Annotated in this window: 23 protein-coding genes; 14 read left to right on the top strand and 9 right to left on the bottom strand. The window is 68.3% G+C overall.

Annotated elements, in window-relative coordinates; all coding sequences use genetic code 11:
- Window positions 1-49 precede the first annotated feature (49 nt).
- From ACGHX3_RS13995 to ACGHX3_RS13970, 6 genes are all read left to right on the top strand, one after another.
- Window positions 50-829: an energy transducer TonB gene (locus ACGHX3_RS13995; protein ID WP_394695346.1), complete on the top strand. Its 780-nt coding sequence runs from the start codon at window positions 50-52 to the stop codon at window positions 827-829.
- Window positions 830-894: 65 nt separating this feature from the next.
- Window positions 895-2,214: a bifunctional folylpolyglutamate synthase/dihydrofolate synthase gene (locus tag ACGHX3_RS13990; protein WP_394697300.1), complete on the top strand. Its 1,320-nt coding sequence runs from the start codon at window positions 895-897 to the stop codon at window positions 2,212-2,214.
- A gap of 67 nt (window positions 2,215-2,281) precedes the next feature.
- Window positions 2,282-3,298 (top strand): SPOR domain-containing protein, encoded by a 1,017-nt coding sequence (locus ACGHX3_RS13985; RefSeq protein ID WP_394695345.1) that lies wholly within the window; start codon window positions 2,282-2,284, stop codon window positions 3,296-3,298.
- A 43-nt stretch (window positions 3,299-3,341) separates the two neighbouring features.
- Window positions 3,342-3,953 (top strand): CvpA family protein, encoded by a 612-nt coding sequence (locus ACGHX3_RS13980; protein ID WP_394695344.1) that lies wholly within the window; start codon window positions 3,342-3,344, stop codon window positions 3,951-3,953.
- Window positions 3,954-3,960: 7 nt separating this feature from the next.
- On the top strand, window positions 3,961-5,430 hold the full coding sequence (purF, locus tag ACGHX3_RS13975; RefSeq protein WP_394695343.1) for an amidophosphoribosyltransferase: 1,470 nt from the start codon (window positions 3,961-3,963) through the stop codon (window positions 5,428-5,430).
- A gap of 16 nt (window positions 5,431-5,446) precedes the next feature.
- On the top strand, window positions 5,447-6,244 hold the full coding sequence (locus ACGHX3_RS13970) for a ferritin-like domain-containing protein (RefSeq protein WP_394695342.1): 798 nt from the start codon (window positions 5,447-5,449) through the stop codon (window positions 6,242-6,244).
- Window positions 6,245-6,370: 126 nt separating this feature from the next.
- Here ACGHX3_RS13970 and lpxH read toward each other — a convergent pair whose 3' ends face one another.
- Window positions 6,371-7,117, bottom strand: coding sequence for a UDP-2,3-diacylglucosamine diphosphatase (lpxH, locus tag ACGHX3_RS13965; RefSeq protein ID WP_394695341.1), 747 nt, complete (start codon window positions 7,115-7,117; stop codon window positions 6,371-6,373).
- A 248-nt stretch (window positions 7,118-7,365) separates the two neighbouring features.
- On the opposite strand from lpxH, the gene gltX reads away from it, so the two are divergent.
- Together gltX and ACGHX3_RS13955 are read left to right on the top strand one after the other, a co-directional pair.
- Window positions 7,366-8,772, top strand: a complete 1,407-nt coding sequence (gene gltX / locus ACGHX3_RS13960; protein ID WP_394695340.1) for a glutamate--tRNA ligase — start codon at window positions 7,366-7,368, stop codon at window positions 8,770-8,772.
- Between the two features lie 13 nt (window positions 8,773-8,785).
- Entirely contained in the window at window positions 8,786-9,274 is a 489-nt protein-coding gene (locus ACGHX3_RS13955; protein ID WP_394695339.1) for a transcriptional repressor, read from the top strand.
- 88 nt (window positions 9,275-9,362) lie between these two features.
- Here ACGHX3_RS13955 and ACGHX3_RS13950 read toward each other — a convergent pair whose 3' ends face one another.
- The 3 genes from ACGHX3_RS13950 to ACGHX3_RS13940 form a co-directional block, all read right to left on the bottom strand.
- The gene (locus ACGHX3_RS13950) at window positions 9,363-10,565 is read right to left on the bottom strand and encodes an MFS transporter (protein ID WP_394697299.1); all 1,203 of its coding nucleotides are present in this window, start codon (window positions 10,563-10,565) and stop codon (window positions 9,363-9,365) included.
- Between the two features lie 29 nt (window positions 10,566-10,594).
- Entirely contained in the window at window positions 10,595-11,050 is a 456-nt protein-coding gene (locus tag ACGHX3_RS13945) for a MarR family winged helix-turn-helix transcriptional regulator (RefSeq protein WP_394695338.1), read from the bottom strand.
- A 111-nt stretch (window positions 11,051-11,161) separates the two neighbouring features.
- A complete protein-coding gene (locus tag ACGHX3_RS13940) occupies window positions 11,162-13,327 on the bottom strand; it encodes a TonB-dependent receptor (protein ID WP_394695337.1) in 2,166 nt (721 codons plus the stop codon).
- Between the two features lie 89 nt (window positions 13,328-13,416).
- On the opposite strand from ACGHX3_RS13940, the gene ACGHX3_RS13935 reads away from it, so the two are divergent.
- Window positions 13,417-13,824 carry a MerC domain-containing protein gene (locus ACGHX3_RS13935; RefSeq protein WP_394695336.1) on the top strand — a complete coding sequence of 136 codons (408 nt, stop codon included), beginning with the start codon at window positions 13,417-13,419 and terminating at the stop codon, window positions 13,822-13,824.
- Window positions 13,825-13,965: 141 nt separating this feature from the next.
- Entirely contained in the window at window positions 13,966-14,142 is a 177-nt protein-coding gene (locus tag ACGHX3_RS13930; RefSeq protein WP_162339004.1) for a 30S ribosomal protein THX, read from the top strand.
- A 63-nt stretch (window positions 14,143-14,205) separates the two neighbouring features.
- Here ACGHX3_RS13930 and hutI read toward each other — a convergent pair whose 3' ends face one another.
- Together hutI and ACGHX3_RS13920 are read right to left on the bottom strand one after the other, a co-directional pair.
- Window positions 14,206-15,414 (bottom strand): imidazolonepropionase, encoded by a 1,209-nt coding sequence (gene hutI / locus ACGHX3_RS13925; RefSeq protein ID WP_394697298.1) that lies wholly within the window; start codon window positions 15,412-15,414, stop codon window positions 14,206-14,208.
- Between the two features lie 25 nt (window positions 15,415-15,439).
- A complete protein-coding gene (locus ACGHX3_RS13920; protein ID WP_162339001.1) occupies window positions 15,440-15,661 on the bottom strand; it encodes a hypothetical protein in 222 nt (73 codons plus the stop codon).
- 66 nt (window positions 15,662-15,727) lie between these two features.
- Here ACGHX3_RS13920 and ACGHX3_RS13915 point away from each other — a divergent pair, with 66 nt between their 5' ends.
- The 4 genes from ACGHX3_RS13915 (at window position 15,728) to ACGHX3_RS13900 (ending at window position 20,735) form a co-directional block, all read left to right on the top strand.
- Window positions 15,728-16,981, top strand: coding sequence for a formimidoylglutamate deiminase (locus ACGHX3_RS13915; protein ID WP_394695335.1), 1,254 nt, complete (start codon window positions 15,728-15,730; stop codon window positions 16,979-16,981).
- A gap of 144 nt (window positions 16,982-17,125) precedes the next feature.
- Window positions 17,126-18,757, top strand: coding sequence for a serine hydrolase (locus ACGHX3_RS13910; protein WP_394695334.1), 1,632 nt, complete (start codon window positions 17,126-17,128; stop codon window positions 18,755-18,757).
- Window positions 18,754-19,977, top strand: a complete 1,224-nt coding sequence (locus ACGHX3_RS13905; RefSeq protein ID WP_394695333.1) for a sensor histidine kinase — start codon at window positions 18,754-18,756, stop codon at window positions 19,975-19,977. Before ACGHX3_RS13910 ends, ACGHX3_RS13905 begins: the two co-directional genes overlap by 4 nt.
- Window positions 19,974-20,735: a LytR/AlgR family response regulator transcription factor gene (locus ACGHX3_RS13900; protein WP_394695332.1), complete on the top strand. Its 762-nt coding sequence runs from the start codon at window positions 19,974-19,976 to the stop codon at window positions 20,733-20,735. The genes ACGHX3_RS13905 and ACGHX3_RS13900 overlap by 4 nt, the downstream gene beginning before the upstream one ends.
- 5 nt (window positions 20,736-20,740) lie before the next feature.
- Here ACGHX3_RS13900 and ACGHX3_RS13895 read toward each other — a convergent pair whose 3' ends face one another.
- The 3 genes from ACGHX3_RS13895 to ACGHX3_RS13885 all read right to left on the bottom strand — a co-directional run bounded on the left by ACGHX3_RS13895 (window position 20,741) and on the right by ACGHX3_RS13885 (window position 24,136).
- Window positions 20,741-21,238 (bottom strand): methylated-DNA--[protein]-cysteine S-methyltransferase, encoded by a 498-nt coding sequence (locus tag ACGHX3_RS13895; RefSeq protein WP_394695331.1) that lies wholly within the window; start codon window positions 21,236-21,238, stop codon window positions 20,741-20,743.
- A gap of 83 nt (window positions 21,239-21,321) precedes the next feature.
- Window positions 21,322-22,821, bottom strand: coding sequence for an AlkA N-terminal domain-containing protein (locus ACGHX3_RS13890; RefSeq protein ID WP_394695330.1), 1,500 nt, complete (start codon window positions 22,819-22,821; stop codon window positions 21,322-21,324).
- A gap of 49 nt (window positions 22,822-22,870) precedes the next feature.
- Window positions 22,871-24,136, bottom strand: coding sequence for an ectonucleotide pyrophosphatase/phosphodiesterase (locus ACGHX3_RS13885; protein ID WP_394695329.1), 1,266 nt, complete (start codon window positions 24,134-24,136; stop codon window positions 22,871-22,873).
- Window positions 24,137-24,193: the final 57 nt, after the last annotated feature.

The raw sequence follows: 24,193 nt of genomic DNA, 5'->3' as shown, positions 1-24,193 counted from the left end.
CGTTCCGCGATCCGATCAGAGGGGGAATCCGATGAAACGAGTCTGGCTGATGGCCTTGCTGGCCACCGTGCTGCCATTGCATGCGCTTGCCGACAGCGCGACGCGACGCGTCGATCCCCAGGTCCTGGAAGCGCCGCCGCCGCGCTATCCACCGGAAGCCGCGCGTGGAGGTTTTGCGGGCACAACAGTACTGATCATCGATATCTCGGCGACCGGGCAGGTTGCAGGCGTGCAGGTCGAACAATCCGCGGGCCATCCCGCGCTGGATGCGGCGGCGATCGAGGCCGCGCGTGACTGGAAATTCGCGCCCGCCATCGAGAACGGGCGCACTGCTGCGTCGCGCGTCAGGATGCCGGTGGACTTCGGACTGAGCGACGAGAAGATCTACCACGCTTTCCTGACGCAGATGACCTCCGATGATTGGGTCTCCATCGGACCGGCCGACGAGCACGGTCACCTGCCGGGCTACCTTCCCGATCCGCAACCCATTCCCGGCGCCAATGCGGAGGCAGCGATTTCCTTGTTGCTGCAGCATGGCAACGCGCAACGGGTACAGGGGACGCCGCCCGGCGTTGCTGTTTATGCGGTCGCCGATGGCAAGGAGTACAGCCAGTGGTGGATCCATGAGCAGGGCGCGTCCCGTTCCGTCGTCAGGCGACGGCTTGCCACGGACGGGCAGCGCGGCTTCCTGGTGACGCGCGTGCTTTGCGGCATTCCTGGCAGCCACGACTGTCTGGTGCTGCAGGCCACCGAGCAGGGAGCTCGCCCGCAGACGAGCATCAAGCTGCCGCCCGTGCAGGACGCTACGCCGGCGAGTCGCTCGCCGTGATCCGATCCCGCGACCTGCCGGCATGGCTCGCCTACATAGAGCAACAGCATCCCAAGTCCATCGAGATGGGCCTGGACCGCGTGCGCGAGGTCGCGACGCGGCTGCTACTGGAAAAGCCCGCGACGCGCGTCATCACCGTCGGCGGCACCAACGGCAAGGGCTCGACGGTCGCTTTCATCGAAGCCATTGCGCGCGCCACCGGATGGAAGGTGGGCGCGTACACGTCGCCGCACCTGCTGCGCTACAACGAGCGCGTGCGCATCGATGGCGTGGAGGTGGATGATGCCTCGCTGGTCGATGCGTTCGAGGCGGTGGAAGCGGCGCGTTTGAGCCCCTCTCCCGTCGTGAGCGGGGTTGGGGTGAGGGTCGGGAGAAGCGAGCGTGTTTCCGATAGCGACGCAACACCATCCCCACCCAACCCTCCCCTTGAAGGAGAGGGCTCGGGCCTCCCGCTGACCTATTTCGAGTTCGGCACGCTGGCCGCGCTGTGGCTGTTCGAGCGCGCGGGGCTGGATCTGGCCGTGCTGGAGATCGGCCTGGGCGGGCGCCTGGATGCGGTGAACATCGTCGATCCCGATGTCGCCGTCATCACCACCGTCGACATCGACCACACCGATTGGCTCGGCAACGATCGCGAAACCATCGGCGCGGAAAAGGCCGGCATTGCCCGTGCGTGGAAGCCGCTTGTACTGGGCGAAGTGGATTCGCCGTCCAGCGTGCTGCGCCATGCGTACGCCATCGGCGCGAACGCACTGCGCCTGGGCAGCGACTTCTTCCACGAGCCGATCGACAACCAGCGCTGGCGCTGGCGCGAAGTCGGCGCCGAACTGGAGCTTCCGGCACCGGCGCTGTCCGCACCGTCGCAACGCGCGAACGCGGCGACGGCGATCGCCGCGCTGCGTGCGTTGCCGGGCGAACCGGTGCGCGACGAAGCGTTCGCAGAAGGTGTGGCGTCGGCAGCGCTGCCGGGCCGGCTGCAGCGGCTGGAGCGCGATGGTGTGGAGGTAGTGCTGGATGTCGGGCACAACCCGCAGGCGGCGCGCGAACTGGCGACATGGCTGCGGGCGCATCCGATCACTGGCGCGACCCGCATGGTGTTCGCCGCACTCGCCGACAAGGACGTGCGCAGTGTCGTCGACGCGTTCGCCAGCGCATCGCTGTCATGGTTCCTCGCGGGCGTGTCGTCGGGTCCGCGCTCGCAGACGGCCGAACAGCTGGCGGCCCGCCTGGATGACGCGATGGCGGCGGCCGCAAGCCTGCACGCCAGCGTGGACGACGCCTTGCGCGCCGCGCTCGCCGAGTCATCCGCCGGCGATCGCGTGCTGGTGTTCGGCTCGTTCCATACCGTGGCCGACGCGATGCGCATCCTGCATTCAGGTCGATGACGGAAAGCGTGCGAGGGCGCGCCGTATAATCGCCGCGGCATTCCCGCCGCAGCAGCCGTGGACCTGGATGGATACTGCCCTGAAACAGCGCCTGATCGGCGCCGTCGTGCTGGTGGCGCTGGCCGTCATCTTCCTGCCCATGCTGGTGAAGGGTCCCGCGCCCGACAGCGGCGTGTCCGATGTGCCGCTGGACGTCCCGTCTGCACCCGGCGGCGAATTCGAGACGCGTGAGCTGCCGCTGGTGACACCGGGCAACGCGCCCGCCACCGGTGCGGTGGGCCTGCAGGGCCAGGTCGCCGCGCCCGCCGCGGAGCCTGCACCTGCGTCCGGCACGCTGCAGCCGGCCGCGACGGCAGGCGGCAAGTTCGCCGTCAGTTTCGGTGCCTACGCCACGCAGGCCGACGCCGACGCCGTGCTGGCCCGCGTTAAACAGGCCAAGCTGCCGGGCTTCGTCGAACCCGCGACCATCAATGGCAAGCCGGCCTTCCGGGTCCGTGTGGGTCCTTACGCCGACCGGCCGCAGGCCGAGGCGGCGCGACTGGACGCCATCAAGATCCGTGGCGACGTCAATGCGCAGGTGGTGACGCTGGATGCTGAGGCGACCGCGCCCGCCGCGAATCCGCCCGCACCCTCCGCGTCGACCGCGGCCGCGGTACCCGCCACGCCGGCCGTTACCACGCAGGCGCTGCCGCCCGAACCGGCCAAGCCCGCGCCGAAGCCGGCACCCACCGAATCGAAGCCGGTCGCCACGACGCCCGCCGTGACGAAGCCGGTGACACCACCGCCGGTCACCAAACCGGTCGCCACGGCACCCAAGCCCACTGAAGCGTCCAAGCCGGCCGCCTCCGACACCGGCTTCGCGGTGCAGCTGGGCGCGTTCTCGAACGCGGCCGATGCCAACGCCCTGCGCGACCGCGCGCGTGGCGCGGGCTTCAGCGCCTTCGTCGAACAGGTCCGCACCGACAAGGGCACGCTGAGCCGCGTGCGCGTCGGGCCTGTCGCCAACCGTGCCGACGCCGACCGCTTGAAGGCGCAGGTCGCGTCGAAGATCGGCGTGGACGGCATGGTGCGCCCGCATCCTTGATGGCCTCAACGTGCTCGATGGGTGATCGCCTCGGGCGCGCCACATGAGCGCCCTTGACCTGACGTTGCTGGCGATCGTCGGCGTGTCGGCGCTGTTCGGCGTGATGCGCGGTTTCATCAGCGCGCTGGCGTCGATGGTCGCCTGGCTGCTGTCCGGCTGGGTCGCCTTCCATTACGGCGGTGAGGCGGCGCAATGGCTGTCCAGCGACGGCCCACCCTCGGCAAGCGAACTCCTGGGTGGCTATGCGCTGAGTTTCATCGGCGTGATGGTCGTCGTCGGACTGGCGGGGTGGGCCATCCGCCATCTCGTGAAGTCGGTCGGCCTGTCCGGCCTGGACCGCGCGCTGGGGCTCGCGCTCGGGCTGGCGCGCGGGGCCTTCGTCGCCTGCATCGTGCTGCTGCTGACCGCCTTCAGCGATCTGCCCAGCGAACCTGAATGGCATCGTTCGTCCGTGGTGCCGGTGTTGCTGCCCGGCGCGCAGTGGCTGGCGCAGTGGCTGCCGGAATGGACTGTGCAGGAACTGGACTTTGGCAACGGGCGCCCGGCGGGCGATAATGCGCGCCTGCGAAATCTGCTGCCCCTGCCGCTGGACGAACCCGGCGCACCGCAGGAGCGCGTCCCACCGACCGCCTCGCCCGCGTCGAAACCGGAGTAGATCCACCATGTGCGGCATCGTCGGAATCGTCGGCAACCAGAACGTCGCCGGCCAGCTTTATGACGGGCTGACCGTCCTCCAGCACCGCGGACAGGACGCTGCCGGCATCGCCACCGCCGACGGCACGCGCCTGCGCGTGCACAAGGACAACGGGCTGGTGCGGGACGTGTTCAACGCCAAGGCGATGAGCGTCCTGGAAGGCCGGGTGGGCATTGCCCACTGCCGCTATCCGACTGCCGGCTCCGAGGGCATGGACGAGGCCCAGCCGTTCTACGTCAACTCGCCGTACGGCATCGCGCTGGCGCACAACGGCAACCTGATCAATACCGAGTCGCTGCGCCAGGATGTGTTCGCGCAGGACCGCCGCAACATCAACACCGATTCGGACAGCGAAGTGCTGCTGAACGTGTTCGCGCACGAACTGGACCTGCAGCGCACGCTGACGCCGGAAGCGGCCATCCGCGCCGTCGCCGGTGTCCATCGCCGCGTGAAGGGCGGTTACGCCGTCGTCAGCGTGGTGCTGGGCCTGGGCCTGGTGGCGTTCCGCGATCCGCACGGCATCCGCCCGCTGGTGCTCGGCAAGCGCGAGCATGGCGAGGGCACGGAATACATCATCGCGTCGGAATCCGCCGCGCTCGACATCCTCGGTTTCGTCCGCATGCGCGACGTGCAGCCGGGCGAGGCGATCGTGATCACCGCACGCGGCGAGCTGTTCAGCGAGATCGTTGCCGATGCGCCCGAGCATGCGCCGTGCATCTTCGAGTACGTGTACTTCGCGCGCCCCGATTCGATGATCGACAACGTGTCGGTGCACAAGGCGCGCATGCGCATGGGCGTGAAGCTGGGCGAGAAGATCCTGCGCCTGCGTCCCGACCACGACATCGACACCATCATCCCGATCCCGGACACCTCGCGCGACGCCGCGCTGGAAATTTCCAACGTGCTGGGCGTGAAGTACCGCGAGGGGTTCATCAAGAACCGCTACGTCGGCCGCACCTTCATCATGCCGGGGCAGGGCGAGCGGGTGAAATCGGTGCGCCGCAAGCTCAATCCGATCAACCTGGAGTTCCGCAACCGCGTGGTGCTGCTGGTCGATGATTCCATCGTGCGCGGCACCACCTCCAAGCAGATCGTGCAGATGGCGCGCGATGCCGGCGCCCGCAAGGTGTACCTGGCCAGCGCCGCACCGCCGGTGCGCCATCCGAACATCTACGGCATCGACATGCCGGCCGCGGACGAACTGGTGGCGCACGACCGCACCGTCGAGGACATCGAGCAGGAACTGGGCTGCGACTGGCTGATCTACCAGGACCTCGAGGATCTGGAAGCGGCCGTGCGCGAGGGCAATCCGAACCTGGCCGCCTTCGATTCGTCCTGCTTCGACGGCAAGTACGTCACCGGCATCGAGCCGGGCTACTTCGAGCGCATCGAGCAGGCCCGCTCGGACGAAGCCAAGCGCAAGCGCCGCGTCGGCTGACGCGGCACCGCGCGGCATGACCACGCTGTTCGAAGCCGCCCGCATCTGCCTGGATGCGGCGGACGTCGATGCCAAGGTCACGCTGACACAGCAGTACGCCGAGGCATTCGCGCGCGGCGAACTCGGCATTCCCGGCGACGCACCGCCTCCCGCGCCCATCCGTGCGCCGGGACGACCGTCGAAGCCGGTGCTGGTGCATCCACGCGAGTTGCCACGACGAGGGTTGGGCAGCCTGCAGGGGAGGGCGGCCTTCATCCACGCCATCGCGCATATCGAACTCAACGCCATCGATCTCGCCTGGGATGCGGTGTACCGCTTCCGTGGGTTGCCGCATGACTTCTATGCGGACTGGGTGGGCGTGGCGCGCGACGAGTCGCGCCACTTCGTGCTGCTGCGTGATCGCCTGCGCGAACTGGGCCACGACTACGGCGACTTCGACGCCCACAACGGCCTGTGGGAAATGACCGAGAAGACGGCGCACGACGGCCTGGCGCGGATGGCGCTGGTGCCACGGGTGCTGGAGGCGCGCGGCCTCGACGTCACGCCGGGGATGATCGTCAAGCTGCGCGACCTGGGCGACGAGGCCACCGTGGCGATCCTCGACCTGATCCTGCGCGAGGAAGTCGCGCACGTCGCCGCGGGTTCTCGCTGGTACCGGTGGTATTGCGCGCAACGTGGCATCGAACCGCGTGCACGTTTCCGTGAGCTGTTGAGGGAATACGCCGGCGGCTACCTGCATGGACCGTTCAACATCGAGGCGCGGCTATTGGCCGGATTCGACGAGGATGAGCTGGCGGCGCTGGAAGCGCCGTAAGGCGGACCTCGGTCGGCCCATCGTCAAGATGATGGCGAGTGCACGGTGGGAGCGACGTAAGTCGCGATGACGTCGCCGCGGCAGTTCATCGCGACTTACGTCGCTCCCACAACTGCAATCAAACGCTCACGTCACTTGGAGCGAGTCCAGCGTCATCCCGTCGGGCTCTACCCGCAACACCGAACCCTGGTCGTACCAGTCGCCCAGCACGATGCGCCGGCAGGCGCGGGTTTCGACCGTGAGGTCGTGGATGGCCGGCCGATGCGTATGACCATGGATGATCGTGTCGATGCCGAACTGCGCGAACGTCGCGTCCACGGTCGCGGGCGCCACATCGGTCAGCGTCTCGAACGTTGCCTTGTCGTCCTGCTTCATGCCGCCCTGATGCGCCGCACTGGCGGCGCGCGCCTGCGCGGCGAAGGCGAGGCGCGCGGCCAGCGGTTGCGCGAGGAACTGCGCCTGCCATGCCGGATTCCGCGTCTGCGCGCGGAACGCCTGGTAGGCCGTGTCGCCGGTACACAACAAGTCACCATGCATCAGCAGCACCGGCTTGCCGTACAGCATGACGACGGCCGGGTCGGGCAGGATGCGCATGCCGGCGCGGCGGGCGAACGCATCACCCAGCAGGAAGTCGCGGTTGCCGCGGATGAAGAACACCGGCACCTCCGCGTCGGCGACCTCGCGGATGCGGGCGGCCACGTAGGCCCCGGTCTCCGAGGGGTCGTCGTCGCCCACCCACGCCTCGAACAGGTCGCCGAGGATGTAGAGCGCATCGGCCCGGGTGGCTTCCTTCTGCATGAATGCGCCGAACAGCTCGGTGACGGCGGGACGCTCGGCGTCCAGGTGCAGGTCGGAGATGAAGAGCGTCGTCATGGGGGAATTCTAAGCCCTCCTCTTCAAGGGGAGGGTTGGGTAGGGATGGTGTCGGTGTGGTCGTTCACGTGAGGGAACACCATTCCCGTCCGCATGCCGGTCTTCCCTTGAAGGGGACCGAAATGCGGCGATGGATATCACTCTCGTCGTTCACCGAACCGGCGCGCGGCGGCGCGTTCGGGCTTCCGGGCGCTGCACAGCCCCCGCAGCGCGGTAAAATCGCGGCAAACCGCACCAAGAGTTTCCCCATGGCCTGCCGCACCCGCTTCGCCCCCAGTCCCACCGGCTACCTGCACATCGGCGGCGCCCGCACGGCGCTGTACTGCTGGCTGGAGGCGCGCCATCGCGGCGGCGATTTCATCCTGCGCATCGAGGACACCGACCGCGAACGCAGCACGCAGGCCGCCATCGACGCGATCCTCGATGCCATGGATTGGCTGGGCTTGAACTACGACGAAGGCCCGATCTACCAGACCCGGCGCATCGACCGGTATCGCGAGGTCGCCGAACAACTCGTCGCCGCCGGCAAGGCCTATTACGCCTACGAGACGCGCGAAGCGCTCGATGCCATGCGCGAGGCCGCGATGGCGAAGCAAGAGAAGCCGCGTTACAACGGCGCCGCGCGCGAGCAGCAGCTGCCGTACCGCGACGATCCGAATCGCGTCATCCGCTTCAAGAATCCGCTTGGCGGCGTGGTCGCCTTCGACGACCTGATCAAGGGCCGCATCGAAATCGCCAACAGCGAACTCGACGACATGGTGATCTTCCGTCCGGACGGCTACCCGACCTACAACTTCGCCGTCGTGGTCGACGACTGGGACATGGGCATCACCGAAGTGATCCGCGGCGACGACCACATCAACAACACGCCGCGCCAGATCAACATCTACGAAGCGCTCGGCGCACCGGTGCCGAAGTTCGCGCACATGCCGATGATCCTCGACGAGGAGGGCGCCAAGCTGTCCAAGCGCACCGGCGCGGCCGACGTGATGCAGTACAAGGACGCCGGCTATCTGCCGCATGCGCTGATCAATTATCTGGCGCGCCTGGGCTGGTCGCATGGCGACCAGGAGCTGTTCTCGCGTCAGGAGCTGATCGACCTGTTCGACGTGAAGGAAGTCAACTCGAAGGCCGCGCGCCTGGACATGGCCAAGCTGGGCTGGGTGAACCAGCATTACCTGAAGACCGACGCGCCGGCGGACATCGCACCGCATCTCGTCTATCAGCTGGAGAAGCTGGGCATCGATCTGGCCGCGGGTCCGGCGCCGGCCGATGTGGTGGTCGCGCTGCGCGACCGCGTGCAGACGCTGAAGGACATGGCCGAGAAGGCGGTGGTCTGGTACCAGCCGCTGACGGTCTACGACGACGCGGCCGTGGCAAAGCATCTCGGCGCGGCAGCCCAGGTCCCGCTGGCCAAGGCCCGCGAGTGCCTGGCGGCGCTGGCGGACTGGAGTGCCGAGGGCGTATCGGCGGCGCTGCACGAGGCCGCCGCGGCGCTCGAACTCGGGATGGGCAAGGTCGCCCAGCCGCTGCGCGTGGCGATCACCGGCACCCAGGTCAGTCCCGACATCTCGCAGACCGTCTACCTGGCCGGTCGCGACGAAGCCTTGAAACGCATCGACGCCGCACTCATCAAGAGTGGTACGGCCGCCTGACTCCGGATCGCCCATGCCGAATACACACGCCTGCACCGACCCGCACCATCACGTCCACGATGCCGAGGCATTCGTGGCCGCGGTCGAACATGCGTGCCAGGAGCGCGGCCTGCGGTTGACGCCGATCCGTGCGCGCGTGCTGCAGCTGATCGCCGAGGCCGGCAAGCCGGTGAAGGCCTACGAACTACTGGAATGGGTACGCGCCACCAAGGGTGTTGGTGCGGACGCACCGCCGACGGTGTATCGCGCGCTGGATTTCCTGATGGCCAACGGCTTCGTGCACAAGCTGGAGTCGGTGAACGCCTTCGTCGCCTGCCATCACCCCAACAGCGCCCAGCACTCGGTACCGTTCCTCATCTGCGACCGCTGCCACAGCGCGGTGGAACTGGAGGACCGCGAGGTGGTCGCGGCCCTCGATGCGCGCGCCAAGGCGCTGGGCTTCCAGCCGCAGGCGCAGACGCTGGAAGTGCACGGGCTGTGCGCGCGCTGCGCGGCGGTGTGAAGTGAGGAATTTGTGGGAGCGACGTAAGTCGCGATGAACTATTTGTAGCGCTTCATCGCGACTTACGTCGCTCCCACGAAGCACGGCACTAAGCTGCCGCCGGCAAGGCCTTCGGCGAGGATTCCCCGATCGGCAGGTTGGCTACCGCTGCAATCAGCGCCAGCGCCATGTCCGCATACCACATCCACATGTAGTTGCCGTTGCGCTCCAACGCTAGCCCACCCATCCAGGCGCCGAAAAAGCCGCCGATCTGGTGCGACAGCAACGTCAGGCCGAACAGCGTGCCCAGATAACGCGGGCCGAACAGCTTGCCGACCAGACCCGCGGTGGGCGGTACCGTCGCCAGCCAGGTGAAACCCAAGGCCGCGGCGAAGACGTAGAAGGTCAACGGCGTCGGCGGCGCCATCAGATACAGCGCTATCATCACCGCGCGGCTGGCGTACATCGCCGCGAGGATCCACTTCATCCGCACCCGCTGGCCCAGTGCGCCGGCGACCAGGCTGCCAGCCACATTGAACAGCCCGATCAACGCGATCGATACCGCCGACACGCTGGGCGACAGTCCGCACAGGGCGATTTCGCCGGGCAGATGCGTGACGAGGAAAGCGATATGCACGCCACAGGTAAAGAAGCCGAGGTGCAGCATCCAGTAGCTGCGGTCGCGCAGGGCGATGGCGACCTGCTGCTTGAGGCCGATGTCGCCGATGGCGTTCCCGGTGGATGCTGCGGATGAGGAGACCGTCTTCCGCCGCAGTGGAAAGGCCAGCGGAATCGCCAGCAGCGAGGCGACCGCCAGCGTATACATCGCGCTGGCCCATCCCGCGAAGGCGATGACGGCCTGCACCAGCGGCGCGAACACGAACTGCCCCAGCGATCCGCCTGCGTTGATGAAGCCCGCGGCGAACGAACGCTTTTCGGGTGCCAGCTGCTGCGCGGTGGCGCCGATCAGGATGGAGAAGCTGCCCGCACCCGCGCCCGCGGCGGTCAACACGCCCAGCGTGAACATGAGGCCCCATGGCGAGGTCAGGTGCGGTGTCAGGGCAAGGCCCAGTGCCAGCAGGACGGCGCCGAGCACGAGGATGCCGGTGGAACCGCGTTTGTCGGCGATGGCGCCGAACACCGGCTGCACGGCGCCCCAGGTGAACTGGCCGATGGCGAGCGCGAAGCTGATCGCCGCGATGCCGATGCCGGTGTCCTGGTGGATCGGCGACACGAACAGGCCGGTGGTCTGGCGCGCGCCCATCGTGATCATCAGCGTCGCCGAGGCGGCCAGCAGCAGGCCCCAGTGCATCCGGGGTGCAGAGGTCGCAGCACCGCTGTTCACGCCGCTTCTCCCAGGTGCTGCCGTAGAAGACCGTCGAGGCGGTCCAACTCGCCATGGAGTTGCTGGATGCCGGTTTCACCCAGCATCGTGTCGATGATGGCCTGCGCGCGCTGCCAACACGGCTTCGCGGCGATCAGGCGGGCACGGCCTTCGTCCGTCAGCGCGATCACCCGCTGACGGGCATCTTTGCCACGGACCGTTTCCAGCAAGCCGGCGTCCATCAACGGCGACAGGTTCCGGGTGAGCGTGGTGCGGTCCATGCCCAACTCATCAGCCAGGCCTCCGAGCAGGCGCGGCTCGCGTTCGGTCCGGCGCAGGATCGAATACTGGTTGAGGCTCAGGCCGACGGCAGCGAGTTCACGGTCGTAGACCTGCGTCACCCGGCGACTGGCGCGCCGCAGGCGGAAACAGGTGCACAGGCTGGACGTGACGGGGGCGGAGGAGGGCGTCATCGGAGCGTCGGGCGGGGATCGGATCAATTATGTGTATATGCACGTAATGACTGTCAAGAAGGGCGGCTGCCATGCCGGCCAGCCGCCCAGGGGGAGAAGCTCAGTGGTGGATCAGAAGTACGCGCGGATGCCGAAGGCGACGCCGCGACCCGGCAACGGCGCGTAGTCGCGCAGCAGCGAGGTGTGCGGGCGGGCTTCCTCGTCGGTCAGGTTGCTGCCATCCAGGAACACTTCCCAGCTCGATGCCGGGCGGTCCCAGCGATAGGCCACATGCGCGTCGACCAGCGTGTAGCCGGCGCTCGGTTCCTCGTTCTGCGCCAGATCATCCTGCTTGCTGTAACGCACCGCACCCAGCGATGCACGCCAGCCGCCGAGCGACCAGCCCAGGTCGGCGCCCACGCGCATCGGCGCGATGCGGGGCAGGTAACCGCCCTGCGCGATATCGACCTCGTAGCCATGCGTGTGGTCGCCGTGCGGCACTTCGAACGCGACCGTGCGCAGGCCGCTGCCGTCGAGTTTCGCCCGCACGTAGTCGCCATAGACGCGCAGGTCCCACGCGCCGGCGGCGGTGTCGGCGAGCTGGATCTTGGCTTCGGCCTCCGCGCCGGTAAAGGTGGCGTCGTCCTGCGTCCACAGGCGCACCGGGTAGCCTTCCTCTTCAACACCGGTATCGGTCAGGTAGATGAAGTCCTTGAACTTCGTCTGGTACACGGCGAGCTTCAGGTCGACGCGATCGGTGTGCCAGTGCGCGCCGATCTCCGCCCGCACGCCCTTCTCGGTATCGAGTGCGGCGTCGCCGATCTCGATGGACTGCGTGGCCACATGCGTGCCGCCCGCGAACAGCTCTTCGTTGGTCGGCGCACGCTCCGAGCGGTCCAGGCCGAAGCGCAGATCGAAGCCGTCGCTCAGGCGCCAGATGGCGGCAGCCGAGAGGTTGGTGGCGCTGAAATCGGTCGACACGCGATCGTCGGGCTTCAGCTTGACCTGATCGTAGCGGCCGCCCAGTTCCAGCTTCCAGGGGCCGAAATCCTTCTGCTGCAGCACGAACAGGCCCAGCGTGTCGGTGACGGTGGAGGGCACGAACGCCTCCGCGCCCACCGCGCTGAAATCGGTGCTGCCGAACTGCAGGCCGAACGCGCCGCGCCAGCCATTCCATGTCTTCAGCACCGCTTCCAGGCGCGCGTCGTAGCCTTCGTTGGTGAAGCGCGTGCCGATCTCGTCGCCTTCCAGCTCGACGTGTTCGTAGTCATTCCACGCGGCGCGCAGGTTGATGCTTTCCAGGAAGGACGCCGGGTTGTACACGCCGGCCTTCAGGTCGAGACGGTTCTGCACCATGTCGATGCGCACGGGACCTTCCTCGTGCTCCTCGTGGTCGTCTTCGCCGTCATGGTCGTGATCGTGGTCTTCCTCGCCGTGCACATGCGCACCGGCGGGAATGCCGTAGTTGCTGCGGTAGGTGCTGGCGGCCAGGCCGAAATAGCCGCGGTCGCCCAGATAGGTCGCTCCGATCGCGCCGGCCTTCGTCCTCACTGAACTGTTGGGCAGCGTGCCGTTGGGCTGCGGCGCTTCTTCGTGCTCTTCGCCTTCCTCATGGTCGTGCAGGATGGCGACGCCGGGGATGTCGTAGTCGTCGGTGTCGCGCACCAGGCCGTCGACATGCAGCACCCAGTTCCCGTTCACGCCGTCGAGGCGGAACATGCCGGTGCGCTCGTCATTGACCGTGTTGCCGCGCACCTCGGCGCGACCGCTGAGCGGCTGGTCGGGAATCGACTCGGCCAGACGGCCATCCACCACGTTGACCGCGCCACCGATCGCGCCGCTGCCGAACAGCAGTGTCGCCGGGCCTTTCAGGACTTCGATCTGGTCTGCGAGAAAGGGCTCGATGCTGACGGCGTGATCGGCGCTGACCGTGGAGGCGTCCATCGAGCCGATGCCGCCGGACAACACCTGTACCCGCGGACCCTCCTGGCCGCGGATGATCGGGCGGCCGACGCCGGTGCCGAAATAGGTGGTCTGCACGCCGGGCAACTTGGCGACGGTCTCGCCGAGGGTGCCGGCCTTGGCCTTGTCCAGGTCCTCGCCGTAAAGCACGTCGACCGGGGTCGCCACGGATTCGGCATTGCCCTTCAGCGGCGAGGCGGTCACCACCACAGTGTCCAGATCCTTGGGTGTCGTCCCGGAGGCGTCGTCGGCCGACGCCAGCGGTGAGACCAGCGCAAGGGCGAGGGCGACGGCAAGGGTCGAGGGGACGGGAGACAGGCGGTGTGTGTTGGGCATGGGGGTGGCGCGCTCGTGAGGGTGAAGAATGATGTTATATTATACCAATAGTGACAATATAACCCTCCCGGAAGTCATACTTGTCCCCCATGAAGTCCTCCCTCCGCTCCCTGCTTGACCGTTTCGCCGCTGCCGGCTCACTGGTCTGCGCGCTGCATTGCGCCATCACTCCGTTGCTGCTGGCCGTCATCCCGTCGCTGGGATTGTCGGTCTGGCTGGGCGATGGGTTCGAACGTGCCTTCGTGGTGTTCGTGACCGTGCTGGGCCTTTTCAGCCTGGTCTGGGGCTATCGCCGGCACCGGGTCTTCCGCGCACTCGGCATGCTGCTGTTCGGCCTGGCCGCCTTGTGGGCAGGCGTGCTGTACGCGCCGCTGCACGAGTCCGTCGTGCCCCACGCGATCGTGATGACGATTGGCGGCATGCTGGTGGGCCTGGCTCATCTGCTGAACCTTCGCCTGAACCACTGGCACGTCCACGACGCCAGCTGCGCGCACTGAGCCCGTTCAGACGCTCCGGCAGCGGCCGGGAAGGCCCTGCTGTGGTAGGCTTTGCGGCCTCGCGCGCGGCCCTCGAACCGGTGGACGCCCGCGCAGCCGCCCGGATCCGGGCGGACTTTTCATCGAATCAGGAGAACAGAGATGGGCAAGGGTGATCGCAAGACGGCCAAGGGCAAGCGCTATTCGTCCAGCTACGGCAATGCACGCAAGCGCACCGTGGCCAAGGCTGGCATCGCCGCCACCGCCACCGCCAAGAAGTCGGTCGTGAAGGCGCCGGCGAAGAAGGCCGTGGCCAAGAAGGCCGTCGCCAAGGCGTAAGCCATCCGCGCCGGCACGTCCGGCAGCGAACACGGAACCCCGGCCCTGGCCGGGGTTTTCGTTTTATCGGTCCGTCGTGATTGCGCGACCGCCGGCGTAGACGCCGGACACCAGGTGTCCGCCCAGCCAGTACGCCAGCTGCGCAGGCTGGCCGATGCGCCAGCGCACGAAGTCCGCGCGCTGTCCCGCGACCAGGCGTCCCCGGTCGGGCATTCCCAACGCCTGGGCCGCATGGACGGTCGCGCCGCGCAGCGCTTCCTCGGGCGTCAGGCGGAAGTGGGTGCAGGCCAGCGACATCGCCAGCCGCAGCGACTGCAGCGGTGACGTGCCCGGATTGCAGTCGGTGGCCACCGCCATCGGCACGCCATGCGTGCGGAACGCTTCCAGCGGCGGCAGCGTCGTCTCGCGCAGCACATGGAAGGCGCCCGGCAGCAGCACGGCCACGCTGCCGGCCTGTTTCATCGCGGCGACGCCGGCTTCCGACGTGTACTCGACATGGTCGGCGGACAGGCCGCCGAAGCCGGCCACCAGCGCCGCACCGCCGCCGTCGCTGAGCTGGTCCGCGTGCAGCTTCACCGGCAGCCCGAGCGAGCGGGCGGTTTCGAACACGTGCTGCGTCTGCGCGGCGGTGAAGCCGATGCGCTCGCAGAATGCGTCCACCGCATCGACCAGTCCCTCCGCATGCAGAACCGGCAGCCATTCGCAGACGGCGGCGATGTAATCGTCCGCGCGTCCCGCGTATTCCGGCGGCAAGGCATGGGCGCCGAGGAACGTCGCGCGCACGGTAATGCCGAGTGCCTCGCCGATCCTGCGCGCGACGCGCAACATCTTGCGCTCGTTCTCCAGGTCCAGCCCGTAGCCGGACTTGATCTCCAGCGTGGTCACGCCATCGTCGCGCAAGGCGCGCGCGCGCGGCAGCGATTGCGCGAGCAGCTCGTCCTCGCTGGCGGTGCGGGTGGCGCGTACGGTCGACACGATGCCGCCGCCGGCGCGTGCGATCTCCTCGTAGCTCGCACCCTGCAGGCGCTGCTCGAACTCACCGGCACGGTCGCCGCCGAATACGACGTGCGTATGGCAGTCGATCAGGCCGGGTGTGATCCAGTCACCCTGCGCGTCCACGACATCGCTTGCCAATGCGTGGGGCAACGAAGGCAAGTTGGTGCGTGGACCGGCAAAGACCAGCACGCCGTCGCGCCAGCCCAATGCGCCGTCCTCGATCACGCCGTAGCCCGCATCGCCGACCAGCGTGGCGAGACGTGCGTTCACCAGCATACCGTCCCAGCGCACGTCCACGGGGTCAGTCGCCACTGCCGCCCCCGTCGCAGCCACCGCTGCTGTCCGCGCCGCACCCCGCATCGTGGTGATGGCCGCTGTTCCCTTCGCCTCCGCCTGTAGCACCGTCTGTCGATCGGGCGCTTTGCTTCTGCGCGCGCATGGCGATGGCGACCACCGTCAACGTAGCGGCCACGGCGAACAATGCCAGGGCGACCGCGATGAAGGGTTTGAACGACGCGTCCATGGAGGTGTGTTGGCAAGGGCGACGCGGTAGCCTAACGCACCCCTGTCGCTGGCCGTAAGCATCGCCATGTCCAACCCCGATTCCACCGCAGGCCTGGTCCATGCCACCGAAGCCGGCTGGCGCGTGCCCGGCATCGCCAACCTGCATTCGCATGCGTTCCAGCGCGCCATGGCGGGGCTGGCGGAGCGGCAGACGCATCCGGAAGACAGCTTCTGGACCTGGCGCGAGATCATGTACCGCTTCGCCGCACGGATGGATCCGGACAGCACCTACGCCGTCGCCACCCAGTTGTACGCGGAAATGCTGGAGGCCGGTTACACCACGGTCTGCGAATTCCATTACGTCCACCATCAGCCGGACGGAAGGCCCTACGCCGATCCGGCGGCCATGTCGAAGGCGTTGATCGCCGCCGCGCGAGACACCGGTATCCGCATGACGTTGTTGCCGGTGCTGTACATGACCGGCGGATTCGACGGGCGCGAACTGTCGGCGCGTCAGCGGCGCTTCGGCCACGGCGTCGAAGATTTCCTGCGCCTGCACGAGGACTTGCGCGCCTGGCAGGACGCGTCGCTGCGCATCGGCTGCGCGTTCCACAGCCTGCGCGCGGTGCCCGAGGCGGCGATGCGCGAGGTGCTGGCGGCGCTGCCGACCGACGTGCCCGTGCACATCCACATCGCCGAACAGGTGGGTGAAGTTCAGGACAGCCTGGCGGTGCGCAACGCGCGTCCCGTCGAATGGCTACTGCGGGAATTTCCCGTCGACCGTCGCTGGACGCTGGTGCACGCCACCCACCTGACGCAGGAAGAGACGCGCGGCATCGCCTCCAGCGGCGCCACCGTCGCGATCTGCCCGACCACCGAGGCCAACCTCGGCGACGGCCTGTTCCCGTTGCGCGATTACCTGCAGGCCGGCGGGCGCTGGGGCATCGGCTCGGATTCGCACGTGTCGGTGTCGCCGGTGGAGGAGTTGCGCTGGCTCGAGTACGGCCAGCGCCTGGTCACGCGTCACCGCAACATCGCCGTGACCGCGCACTCGCCGAGCGTTGGCGAAACTCTGTTGCGCGGCGTGCTGGACAGCGCGGCCGATGCGACCGGTTTCGGTCAGGCCACGGACGAGGTGCTGCTGGATGCGGCGGCGCCCGCACTGGCTGGCGCCATGGCCGACGACGTCGTCGACCGCTGGCTGTTCGCCGGCAACCGGCCGCTGGTGAAGCAGGTCCGCGTGGCGGGACGCACCGTCGTCTCCGAGGGAAGGCATGTCGAAGGCGAGACCATCGCGCGCCGTTACGGCGAAACGCTCCGGCGACTGCTGCGTGACTGAAACCGGCCGACGATGATCCGTCCGCGCCATCGGTCATCGGCCGGATCGGGGGTTCCATCGCCGGCAGGCGAGGCCCCATCCGATAGGCGCATACCGGTCGAGTGCGCGCGGCAGCATGGTCCTCGTCCTTTCAGGAGACCCACCATGCCCTACGTCCACACCCTTGCCCTGACGCTGGCGATCGCCAGCGGTTCCGCCCACGCGATGAGCGACGCTGCCCTGGCCGACATCGTCGGACAGCGCCTGACCGGCGACCGCACCAGCGCCTGCATGGCGGTGGCCGTCGTCGAGCACGGGTCCGTGTCCCGTACGTTCCAGTGCGCGGATCCGAAGGATGTCGCCCGCATCGGGTCCGATACCGCGTTCGAGATCGGTTCGGTCAGCAAGACCATGACGGCCGCGCTGCTGGCCGACCTGATCGGTCAGGGCAAGGGTTCGCTCGACGATCCGCTCTCGGCCTGGTTGCCGCCGGGCACGAAGTTGCCCGACTACCAGGGCAAGCCCATCCTGCTGCGGCACATCGTCACCCATACCTCCGGTCTGCCGTCGTTGCCTTCGCGCATGGGCGCGCCGGACATGACGGACCCGTACGCGAAGCTGGACGAAGCGGCGTTGCTCGCATCGCTCGGCGATGTCGTGCTGACCGCGGCGCCAGGCACGAAATTCGAATACTCCAACTTCGCCTCGATGGTGCTGTCGTATGCCGTCGCGCGCCGCGCCGGCACCGACATGGAAACCCTGCTGAAGCAGCGCCTGTTCGCGCCGCTGGGCATGCAGCACGCCTACCTCAACGCTGCGCCCGCCGAGGTGCGTGCCGCCGTGGGGCATACGCCGAATGGGCGGCCCACGTCGGCCTGGCATTTCCAGACCAATCTCGCCGGCGTCGGCGGCGTGCGCGCCACCCTCGACGACATGGCGCGTTACGTGCAGGGCCAGCTGGATACGGAAACGACCTCGATCTCGCCTGCCTTGCAGCGGTCGCAGCAAAAAGTCTCCGACACGCCACCGATGGCGATGAACTGGATGCTGATGCCGGTGGCAGGCCGCACCGTGCACGTGCATGAAGGCGGCACGGGTGGCTTCTCGTCGTTCGTGTCGTTCGATCGGGAGAAGCGGCGCGGCGTGGTGATCCTGTCCGACACCACCTGGAACTCCATCGGCAGCCTGGGTTCGCTCGGCCTGCACCTGGTCGACGCCAGTTTCCCGCTCGGCGAGCCGCGTCGCGACATCCCCGCGGACGGCACGCTGCTCGATGCGCTGGTCGGCGAGTACCAGCTCGCCGGCGGGATGAAGATGAGCGTGCGTCGCAAGGGTGACGCGCTCGAAATCCAGCCGGCGGGGCAGGGCACGTATCTGATGGGCTACGACAGCGCTGGTGACTTCTATCCGCGCGACTTCGATGCCGTGCTGCGACCGCAGCGCGGTGCCAACGGCCATGCCTTCATCTGGATGCAGATGGGCGCCGCCGTTCCGGCAACGCGCATCGACAACGCGACCACGAAGCCGGCCTTCGCCGTCGAGCCCGCCACGCTGCGCGAGTACGAAGGCGAGTATCCGCTGGTGCCGGGCTTCGGGCTGAGCGTGAAGGTCCAGGGCGATGCACTGACCGTCCAGGGCACCGGCCAGCCGGCGTTGCCGGTGCAGGCGGTGGAGCGCGATGTCTTCGTGATGGAGGCCGTGGGTGCGGAAATCCGCTTCGAGCGCGATGCCGGCGGCAAGGTCATCGCACTGGCACTGAAGCAGGCGGGTCAGACGCTGCGCGGCGAGAAGCAATGACCCGGCACGACGACTATTCGCTGCGCCAGACGCTGCCGCCCGACGTGCTGGTCGGCGGCGATGCGGTGTGGAGCCGCTACCGGCGGTACCCGGTGTTCGGGCTGCGCTGGTTGGTGGGCCGCAGTCTCCTGTTCTGCAGCATCATCGCGGTGGTCGCTGCGTTCATCGGTGCGGGGACCGGCATCGCGGTGCAGGATCCTGCAGTCGCGCTGAAAGTGGCGGCCACCCAGTTCGTCGCGTTCAGCCTGATGGCGATGCTGGGGCCGGCACTGGCCACGGCGGTGCGGCACCGCCACTGGCCCGTGACTCGCGAACGCAAGGCGGTGGTGATCGCCGTTTTGCTCGGCATGGTGCTCAGCTTCTTCATCGACCGGGTGGCATCGGCCTACATCCAGCAGTTGATGGCGCCCGGTCTGGCCGCGATCGGGCTGAAGCCTACGATGCCGACGCCGGCGCCGCTGGTGCAGGCGATCGGTCTGGCGCTCAACCTGGCCGGGCTGGTGGTCATCTACGGCCTGTTCGGTGGCGGTCTGGCCTTGCGTGCCTACTTCAGCGAGCGTCAGCGCTGGGATCTGCATCGGCATGCGCAGGCGCTGGGCGACCTCGAAAGCCGCGTGCACGAAGCCGACCTGCGCCTGGGCGTGCTGCAGGCGCAGGTGGAGCCGCACTTCCTGTTCAACACACTGGCGTCGGTGCGCGCGCTGGTCCGTCAGGACCCGGCACAGGCGGAGGCGACGCTGGATGCGCTGGTCGATTTCCTTCGCGCCACCATTCCCAAGCTGCGCGACGACCGCGGCCTGCACGCGACACTGGGCCAGCAGTTGGATATCTGCGCGAGCTACCTGGCGCTGATGCAGGTGCGCATGGGCGGGCGGTTGACGTACGCCGTCCGGGCCGATGATGGGCTGCGCTCGCTGCCGTTTCCGCCCTCGCTGCTGATCACCCTGGTTGAGAACGCGATCAAGCACGGCATCGAACCACGCCCAGGCGCCGGCCACGTCGCGGTGATGGCGGAGCGTGTCGACGAGCGCCTGCGTGTCCGTGTCATCGACGACGGCGCAGGCCTGCAGCCGGGACTGAGCACGGGTGTTGGCCTGGCGAACGTGCGCGAACAACTGGCGGCGCGCCATGGTGCCCAGGCAACGTTCTCGTTGATCACGCGTGCGGAAGGACGCGGCGTTTGCGCCGAGATCCGGCTGCCGATAGGGTCGCCGGCATGAATCCGGTCACCGCGCTGATCGCCGAAGACGAAGCCCCGCAGCGGCGTGCGCTGCAGCAGCAGCTGCGCGCGGCGTGGCCGGAGCTGGACGTGGTGGCCGTCTGCGAGGACGGCGTGTCCGCGCTGGAAGCCGTCGCGGAACATCGTCCGCAGGTCGCCTTCCTCGATATCCGCATGCCGGGCGTCAGTGGCTTGGACGTGGCGCGCCAGGTCGTCGCGCAGGGCGGGCTGGTCGTCTTCACCACGGCCTACGAGGACTACGCGATCCGTGCGTTCGAGGCCGGCGCCGCCGACTACCTGCTCAAGCCGGTGCAGGATGCGCGCCTCGAACAGGCGGTGGCGCGTGTGCGCGAACGCCTGGCCGACGCGCGTGCGCCGGACCTGCGCACATTGATCGACGATCTGGAAGCACGCCTGCGTCCGCAGGGCGACCGGCTGATCCGCTGGATCACCGCGAGTGTCGGCGACAGCGTGCGCATGATCGCCATCGACGATGTGCTGTTCTTCCAGGCGCAGGACAAGTACGTGCGCGTAGTCACCGCCGTCGACGAGGCGATCATCCGCATGCCGCTGAAAGAACTGCTGGGCGGGCTGGATCCGGACGTGTTCTGGCAGGTGCATCGTGGCGTGCTGGTGCGTGTGCAGGCGATCGACCGCGTGCGCAAGGACGAACTCGGCCGCCACCAGCTCAGCGTGAAGGGGCGCGACGATGTGCTGCCGGTCAGTGGCGCGTTCCAGCAGCGCTTCCGCGGCATGTAGGGGCGTCAGCCGAACAGGTCGTCCGCTTTTGCCAGCGCGCCTTCCAGTTCCAGCAGGAACCGCTTGGTCGGCAGGCCGCCGCCGAAACCGGTCAATGAGCCGTCCGCGCCGATCACGCGATGGCAGGGCAGCACGATCGGCAGCGGATTGCGCCCGTTCGCCGCACCGACCGCGCGCATCGCGGTCGGCTTGCCGACCCGCTGCGCCAGTTGTGCATAGCTGATCGTTTCGCCGTAGCCGATGCGGGCCAACGTCATCCACACCGTGCGCTGGAAGTCGGTGCCGCGCGGCGCCAGCGGCAGGTCGAACACCTGGCGTTCCGCTGCGAAGTATTCGTCCAGTTGCCGGGCCGCCAGGTCGATCAACGCGTGGTCGCCTTCGGTCCATCCGTGCCGGTCGGCAGGATGCCGGTTGCGCGGGAACTCGATCGCATGCAGGCCGGCATCGGTCGCGGCGACGGTGAGCAGGCCGACGGGGCTGTCGAGGTGGCGGTAGAGGATCATGATCGAGAGGATAGAGGAGCAACGTGAGGTTGCGTGGGAGCGACGTAAGTCGCGATGGGGTGTCGGTAAAGCCTCATCGCGACTTACGTCGCTCCCACGGCCTTCAGGGATTTTGGTGGCGGCATGCTGCCCTTCCACACATGGATCACCGCATACGCCCGCCACGGGCGCCAGGCTTCCGCGCGCGCGGTCAGCGCCTTCGCGGTCATGCGTACGCCATCGGTCGGTACGGCCTTCTGCAGCACCAGGTCGTCGGCAGGGAACGCGTCCGGATGGCCGAGCGCACGCAGCGCCATGTAGTGCGCGGTCCATGGGCCGATGCCGGGCAGTGCGACCCAACGCGAGGTGAAATCCTCCAGTGTCCGTTCGGGAAGGAAATCGACGCGGCCTTCCAGCAGGGCGCGCGACAGTCCCCGGATCGTGTCGGCGCGCGCGCGGGTCAGGCCGATCTCGGTCAGGTCGACATCGACCAGCCGGTCCGGCGTCGGAAACAGGTGCGTCAGTCCCTCCGCTCCCAGCGCCAGCGGCGTGCCATGCCGCTGCGCCAAGCGTGCGGTCAACGTGCGCGCGGCTGCGACGCTGACCTGCTGGCCGATCACCGCCCGTACCGCGATCTCGAAACCGTCCCAGCCGCTCGGCAGTCGCAGGCCCGGGCGAGCTTCCAGCAGCGGGCGCAGGCGTGCATCGTCGCCGAGTGCCTGTGCGATGACATGCGGATCCGCATCCAGGTCGAACATGCGGCGCAGCCGATGCACGATGCCCAGCAACTGCGCAGGTGCGGCGCCATGCAGTTCCAGCCTGAGCGCGTGCGCATCGCCGCCCCATGCGCTGACACGCAGCCAGCCCGGCGCATCGGCGGTGCCGATCACGCGCCGGTAGCTGCGTTCGTCCACGACTTCCACGCCGGGCAGCGCACGTCCGCGCAGGAAATCCAGCATCGCCGCGAGGTCGTAGGGCGGGCGATACCCCAGTCGCAGCGTCACTCCGTCGTGCGCCGGTGGCACGTCGCGCTTGCGCAGCTCGCGCGGCGCCATGCGGTACTCCTCGCGGAACGCGGTGTTGAAGCGGGTCAGGCTGCCGAAGCCGGACGCCAGCGCGACCTGCGTGATCGGCAACGTGGTTTCGGTCAGCAGCTGCTTGGCGAACAGCAGCCGGCGCGTGCCGTGCACTTCGTTCGGCGTCGCGCCAAGCCGTTCGCTGAAAAGGCGACGCAACTGCCGTTCGCCCAGGCCGACCTTGCCCGCCAAGTCCGCGAGCGGCGCGTCGACCAGCGCGCCCTGGTCGATCATCTTCAATGCGCGAGCGACGACATCGTCGCCACGCCGCCATGCGCCGTCGCCTGGCGCGAGTTCCGGGCGACAGCGCAGGCAGGGGCGGAAGCCCGCTGCTTCCGCGGCCGCCGCATGGCGGTAATAGACGATGTTCGTCGGCTTCGGCGCAGGGGCCGGGCAGACCGGCCGGCAGTAGATCCGCGTGCTGGTGACGGCGGTGAAGAACAGCCCGTCGAAGCGTGCGTCGCGGCTCAGTCGCGCCTGTTCGCAGACGCGCGGATCGGGCAGGGCGGAGGTGTCGACGGCGGGCATATGCGCAGGCTAGCACCGGCCCCGTGCACGGACTCGCCGTTTCCGGACATCAATGCGCGGGGGCCGTCCGCGGCGTCAGTACGGGCGTGAACACGTCGGCCGAACCGTCATTGCGTGCCGGCGTGACGCCCAGCAGCTTCGCCAGCAGCGGATAGACATCGACGTTGTCGAACGCAGGCAGCGTGGCGCCGAGACGGAAGCTCGGGCCGGCGGCCACGAACACCGCGCGCATCGACGGCAGCGCATTGTCGTAACCGTGCGAACCCCGGTTCAGGCGATCCTTGGGCGTGCGCGCCAGCTGTTCGGCGGGCAGCGCGTTCCAGCCCTCGTCGAACTGGCAGACGATCGCCGGCACGCGCGGATGCGCGCCGTAATGCCAGCGGGCCGGCAGGTCCTGCTTGCGCCAGCATTCGTAGTGGTCTTGGCGGCCGAGCAGGCGCTGCGCAGTGGACGCTTCATGGCCCGCGCGCGGATTGAAGCCGATCACCTGACCCGTGCTCACCGCTTCGGCCTGTTCGATCGTGGCCATGTCCTCGATCGCGATGTACTGGTCCGGTTGCACCGGCGCCATGCCGTGATCCGAGACCACGACGATGTCGGTCGATGCCCGCAGTCCACGCGCGTCCAGTGCCTGCACGATGCGCCCGATGGCGGCGTCCACTTCGCGGATCGCGGCCTGCGTCTCCGGCGCGTCCGGGCCCTTTTCGTGGCCGACGTTGTCGACGCGTTCGATGTACAGCGCTGCCAGGTGCGGGCGCGTGGCCGGCGGTTCGGTCATCCAGGCCGCGACCTGGTCGGCGCGCGCGGCGGAATCGATCTCCGGCGAGTACGGCTTCCAGCGCGTGGGTCGCAGGCCTTCGATCGGCGCGGCATTGCCCGGCCACGCCCAGACGGCGGTGCGCAGACCGGCCTTGCCGGCGGTGTTCCAGATCGGCTCGCCCTGCCACCAGCGCGCATCCGCGCCGGCGGCCTTGTCGGCCACCTTGAAACCGCCCACGGTCTCGTCGCGCATGCTGTTGTGGATGATGCCGTGGCGGTCCGGGCGCAGGCCGGTGACCAGGGTGAAGTGGTTCGGGAATGTCAGCACCGGGTAGGAGGGATTCATCCACGCGGCCCGCACGCCGTCGCGCGCGAGCGCATCCAGAACGGGGGTGTTGCCGCGGCCCAGGGCGCTGGCCGGCAGGCCGTCGACGGAGATCAGGACGACGCTGTGCGGTGCGGGCGGCGTCGTGGAGGGAGCGGAGGGGGTGGTGGTGCAGCCGGCCGTCCACAGCAGGGCGGCCAGCACCGTCACCCTGACCAATGGCAGGCGCATGCGGTACGGACAGAAGCTGAAATCGCGTACAGCTTGGCAGACTCCGGGAACATCCGC

It is taken from the genome of Pseudoxanthomonas japonensis (genome assembly GCF_043632995.1).
Classification (GTDB): Bacteria; Pseudomonadota; Gammaproteobacteria; order Xanthomonadales; family Xanthomonadaceae; genus Pseudoxanthomonas_A; species Pseudoxanthomonas_A japonensis.
This window is presented reverse-complemented; position numbering and strand designations above follow the sequence as displayed.

What these genes read in the sequence shown, in the direction of transcription:
- ACGHX3_RS13995 (WP_394695346.1), top strand. Translation starts at nt 50, where the DNA reads ATGGCCTTGCTGGCCACCGTGCTGCCATTGCATGCGCTTGCCGACAGC.
- gltX (WP_394695340.1), top strand. Translation starts at nt 7,366, where the DNA reads ATGGCCTGCCGCACCCGCTTCGCCCCCAGTCCCACCGGCTACCTGCAC.
- ACGHX3_RS13980 (WP_394695344.1), top strand. Translation starts at nt 3,342, where the DNA reads ATGAGCGCCCTTGACCTGACGTTGCTGGCGATCGTCGGCGTGTCGGCG.
- ACGHX3_RS13990 (WP_394697300.1), top strand. Translation starts at nt 895, where the DNA reads ATGGGCCTGGACCGCGTGCGCGAGGTCGCGACGCGGCTGCTACTGGAA.
- ACGHX3_RS13935 (WP_394695336.1), top strand. Translation starts at nt 13,417, where the DNA reads ATGAAGTCCTCCCTCCGCTCCCTGCTTGACCGTTTCGCCGCTGCCGGC.
- ACGHX3_RS13890 (WP_394695330.1), bottom strand. Translation starts at nt 22,821, where the DNA reads ATGCCCGCCGTCGACACCTCCGCCCTGCCCGATCCGCGCGTCTGCGAA.
- ACGHX3_RS13985 (WP_394695345.1), top strand. Translation starts at nt 2,282, where the DNA reads ATGGATACTGCCCTGAAACAGCGCCTGATCGGCGCCGTCGTGCTGGTG.
- ACGHX3_RS13905 (WP_394695333.1), top strand. Translation starts at nt 18,754, where the DNA reads ATGACCCGGCACGACGACTATTCGCTGCGCCAGACGCTGCCGCCCGAC.
- ACGHX3_RS13885 (WP_394695329.1), bottom strand. Translation starts at nt 24,136, where the DNA reads ATGCGCCTGCCATTGGTCAGGGTGACGGTGCTGGCCGCCCTGCTGTGG.
- lpxH (WP_394695341.1), bottom strand. Translation starts at nt 7,117, where the DNA reads ATGACGACGCTCTTCATCTCCGACCTGCACCTGGACGCCGAGCGTCCC.
- hutI (WP_394697298.1), bottom strand. Translation starts at nt 15,414, where the DNA reads ATGCTGGTGAACGCACGTCTCGCCACGCTGGTCGGCGATGCGGGCTAC.
- ACGHX3_RS13910 (WP_394695334.1), top strand. Translation starts at nt 17,126, where the DNA reads ATGCCCTACGTCCACACCCTTGCCCTGACGCTGGCGATCGCCAGCGGT.
- ACGHX3_RS13945 (WP_394695338.1), bottom strand. Translation starts at nt 11,050, where the DNA reads ATGACGCCCTCCTCCGCCCCCGTCACGTCCAGCCTGTGCACCTGTTTC.
- ACGHX3_RS13940 (WP_394695337.1), bottom strand. Translation starts at nt 13,327, where the DNA reads ATGCCCAACACACACCGCCTGTCTCCCGTCCCCTCGACCCTTGCCGTC.
- ACGHX3_RS13970 (WP_394695342.1), top strand. Translation starts at nt 5,447, where the DNA reads ATGACCACGCTGTTCGAAGCCGCCCGCATCTGCCTGGATGCGGCGGAC.
- ACGHX3_RS13930 (WP_162339004.1), top strand. Translation starts at nt 13,966, where the DNA reads ATGGGCAAGGGTGATCGCAAGACGGCCAAGGGCAAGCGCTATTCGTCC.
- purF (WP_394695343.1), top strand. Translation starts at nt 3,961, where the DNA reads ATGTGCGGCATCGTCGGAATCGTCGGCAACCAGAACGTCGCCGGCCAG.
- ACGHX3_RS13900 (WP_394695332.1), top strand. Translation starts at nt 19,974, where the DNA reads ATGAATCCGGTCACCGCGCTGATCGCCGAAGACGAAGCCCCGCAGCGG.
- ACGHX3_RS13895 (WP_394695331.1), bottom strand. Translation starts at nt 21,238, where the DNA reads ATGATCCTCTACCGCCACCTCGACAGCCCCGTCGGCCTGCTCACCGTC.
- ACGHX3_RS13955 (WP_394695339.1), top strand. Translation starts at nt 8,786, where the DNA reads ATGCCGAATACACACGCCTGCACCGACCCGCACCATCACGTCCACGAT.
- ACGHX3_RS13950 (WP_394697299.1), bottom strand. Translation starts at nt 10,565, where the DNA reads ATGCACTGGGGCCTGCTGCTGGCCGCCTCGGCGACGCTGATGATCACG.
- ACGHX3_RS13915 (WP_394695335.1), top strand. Translation starts at nt 15,728, where the DNA reads ATGTCCAACCCCGATTCCACCGCAGGCCTGGTCCATGCCACCGAAGCC.
- ACGHX3_RS13920 (WP_162339001.1), bottom strand. Translation starts at nt 15,661, where the DNA reads ATGGACGCGTCGTTCAAACCCTTCATCGCGGTCGCCCTGGCATTGTTC.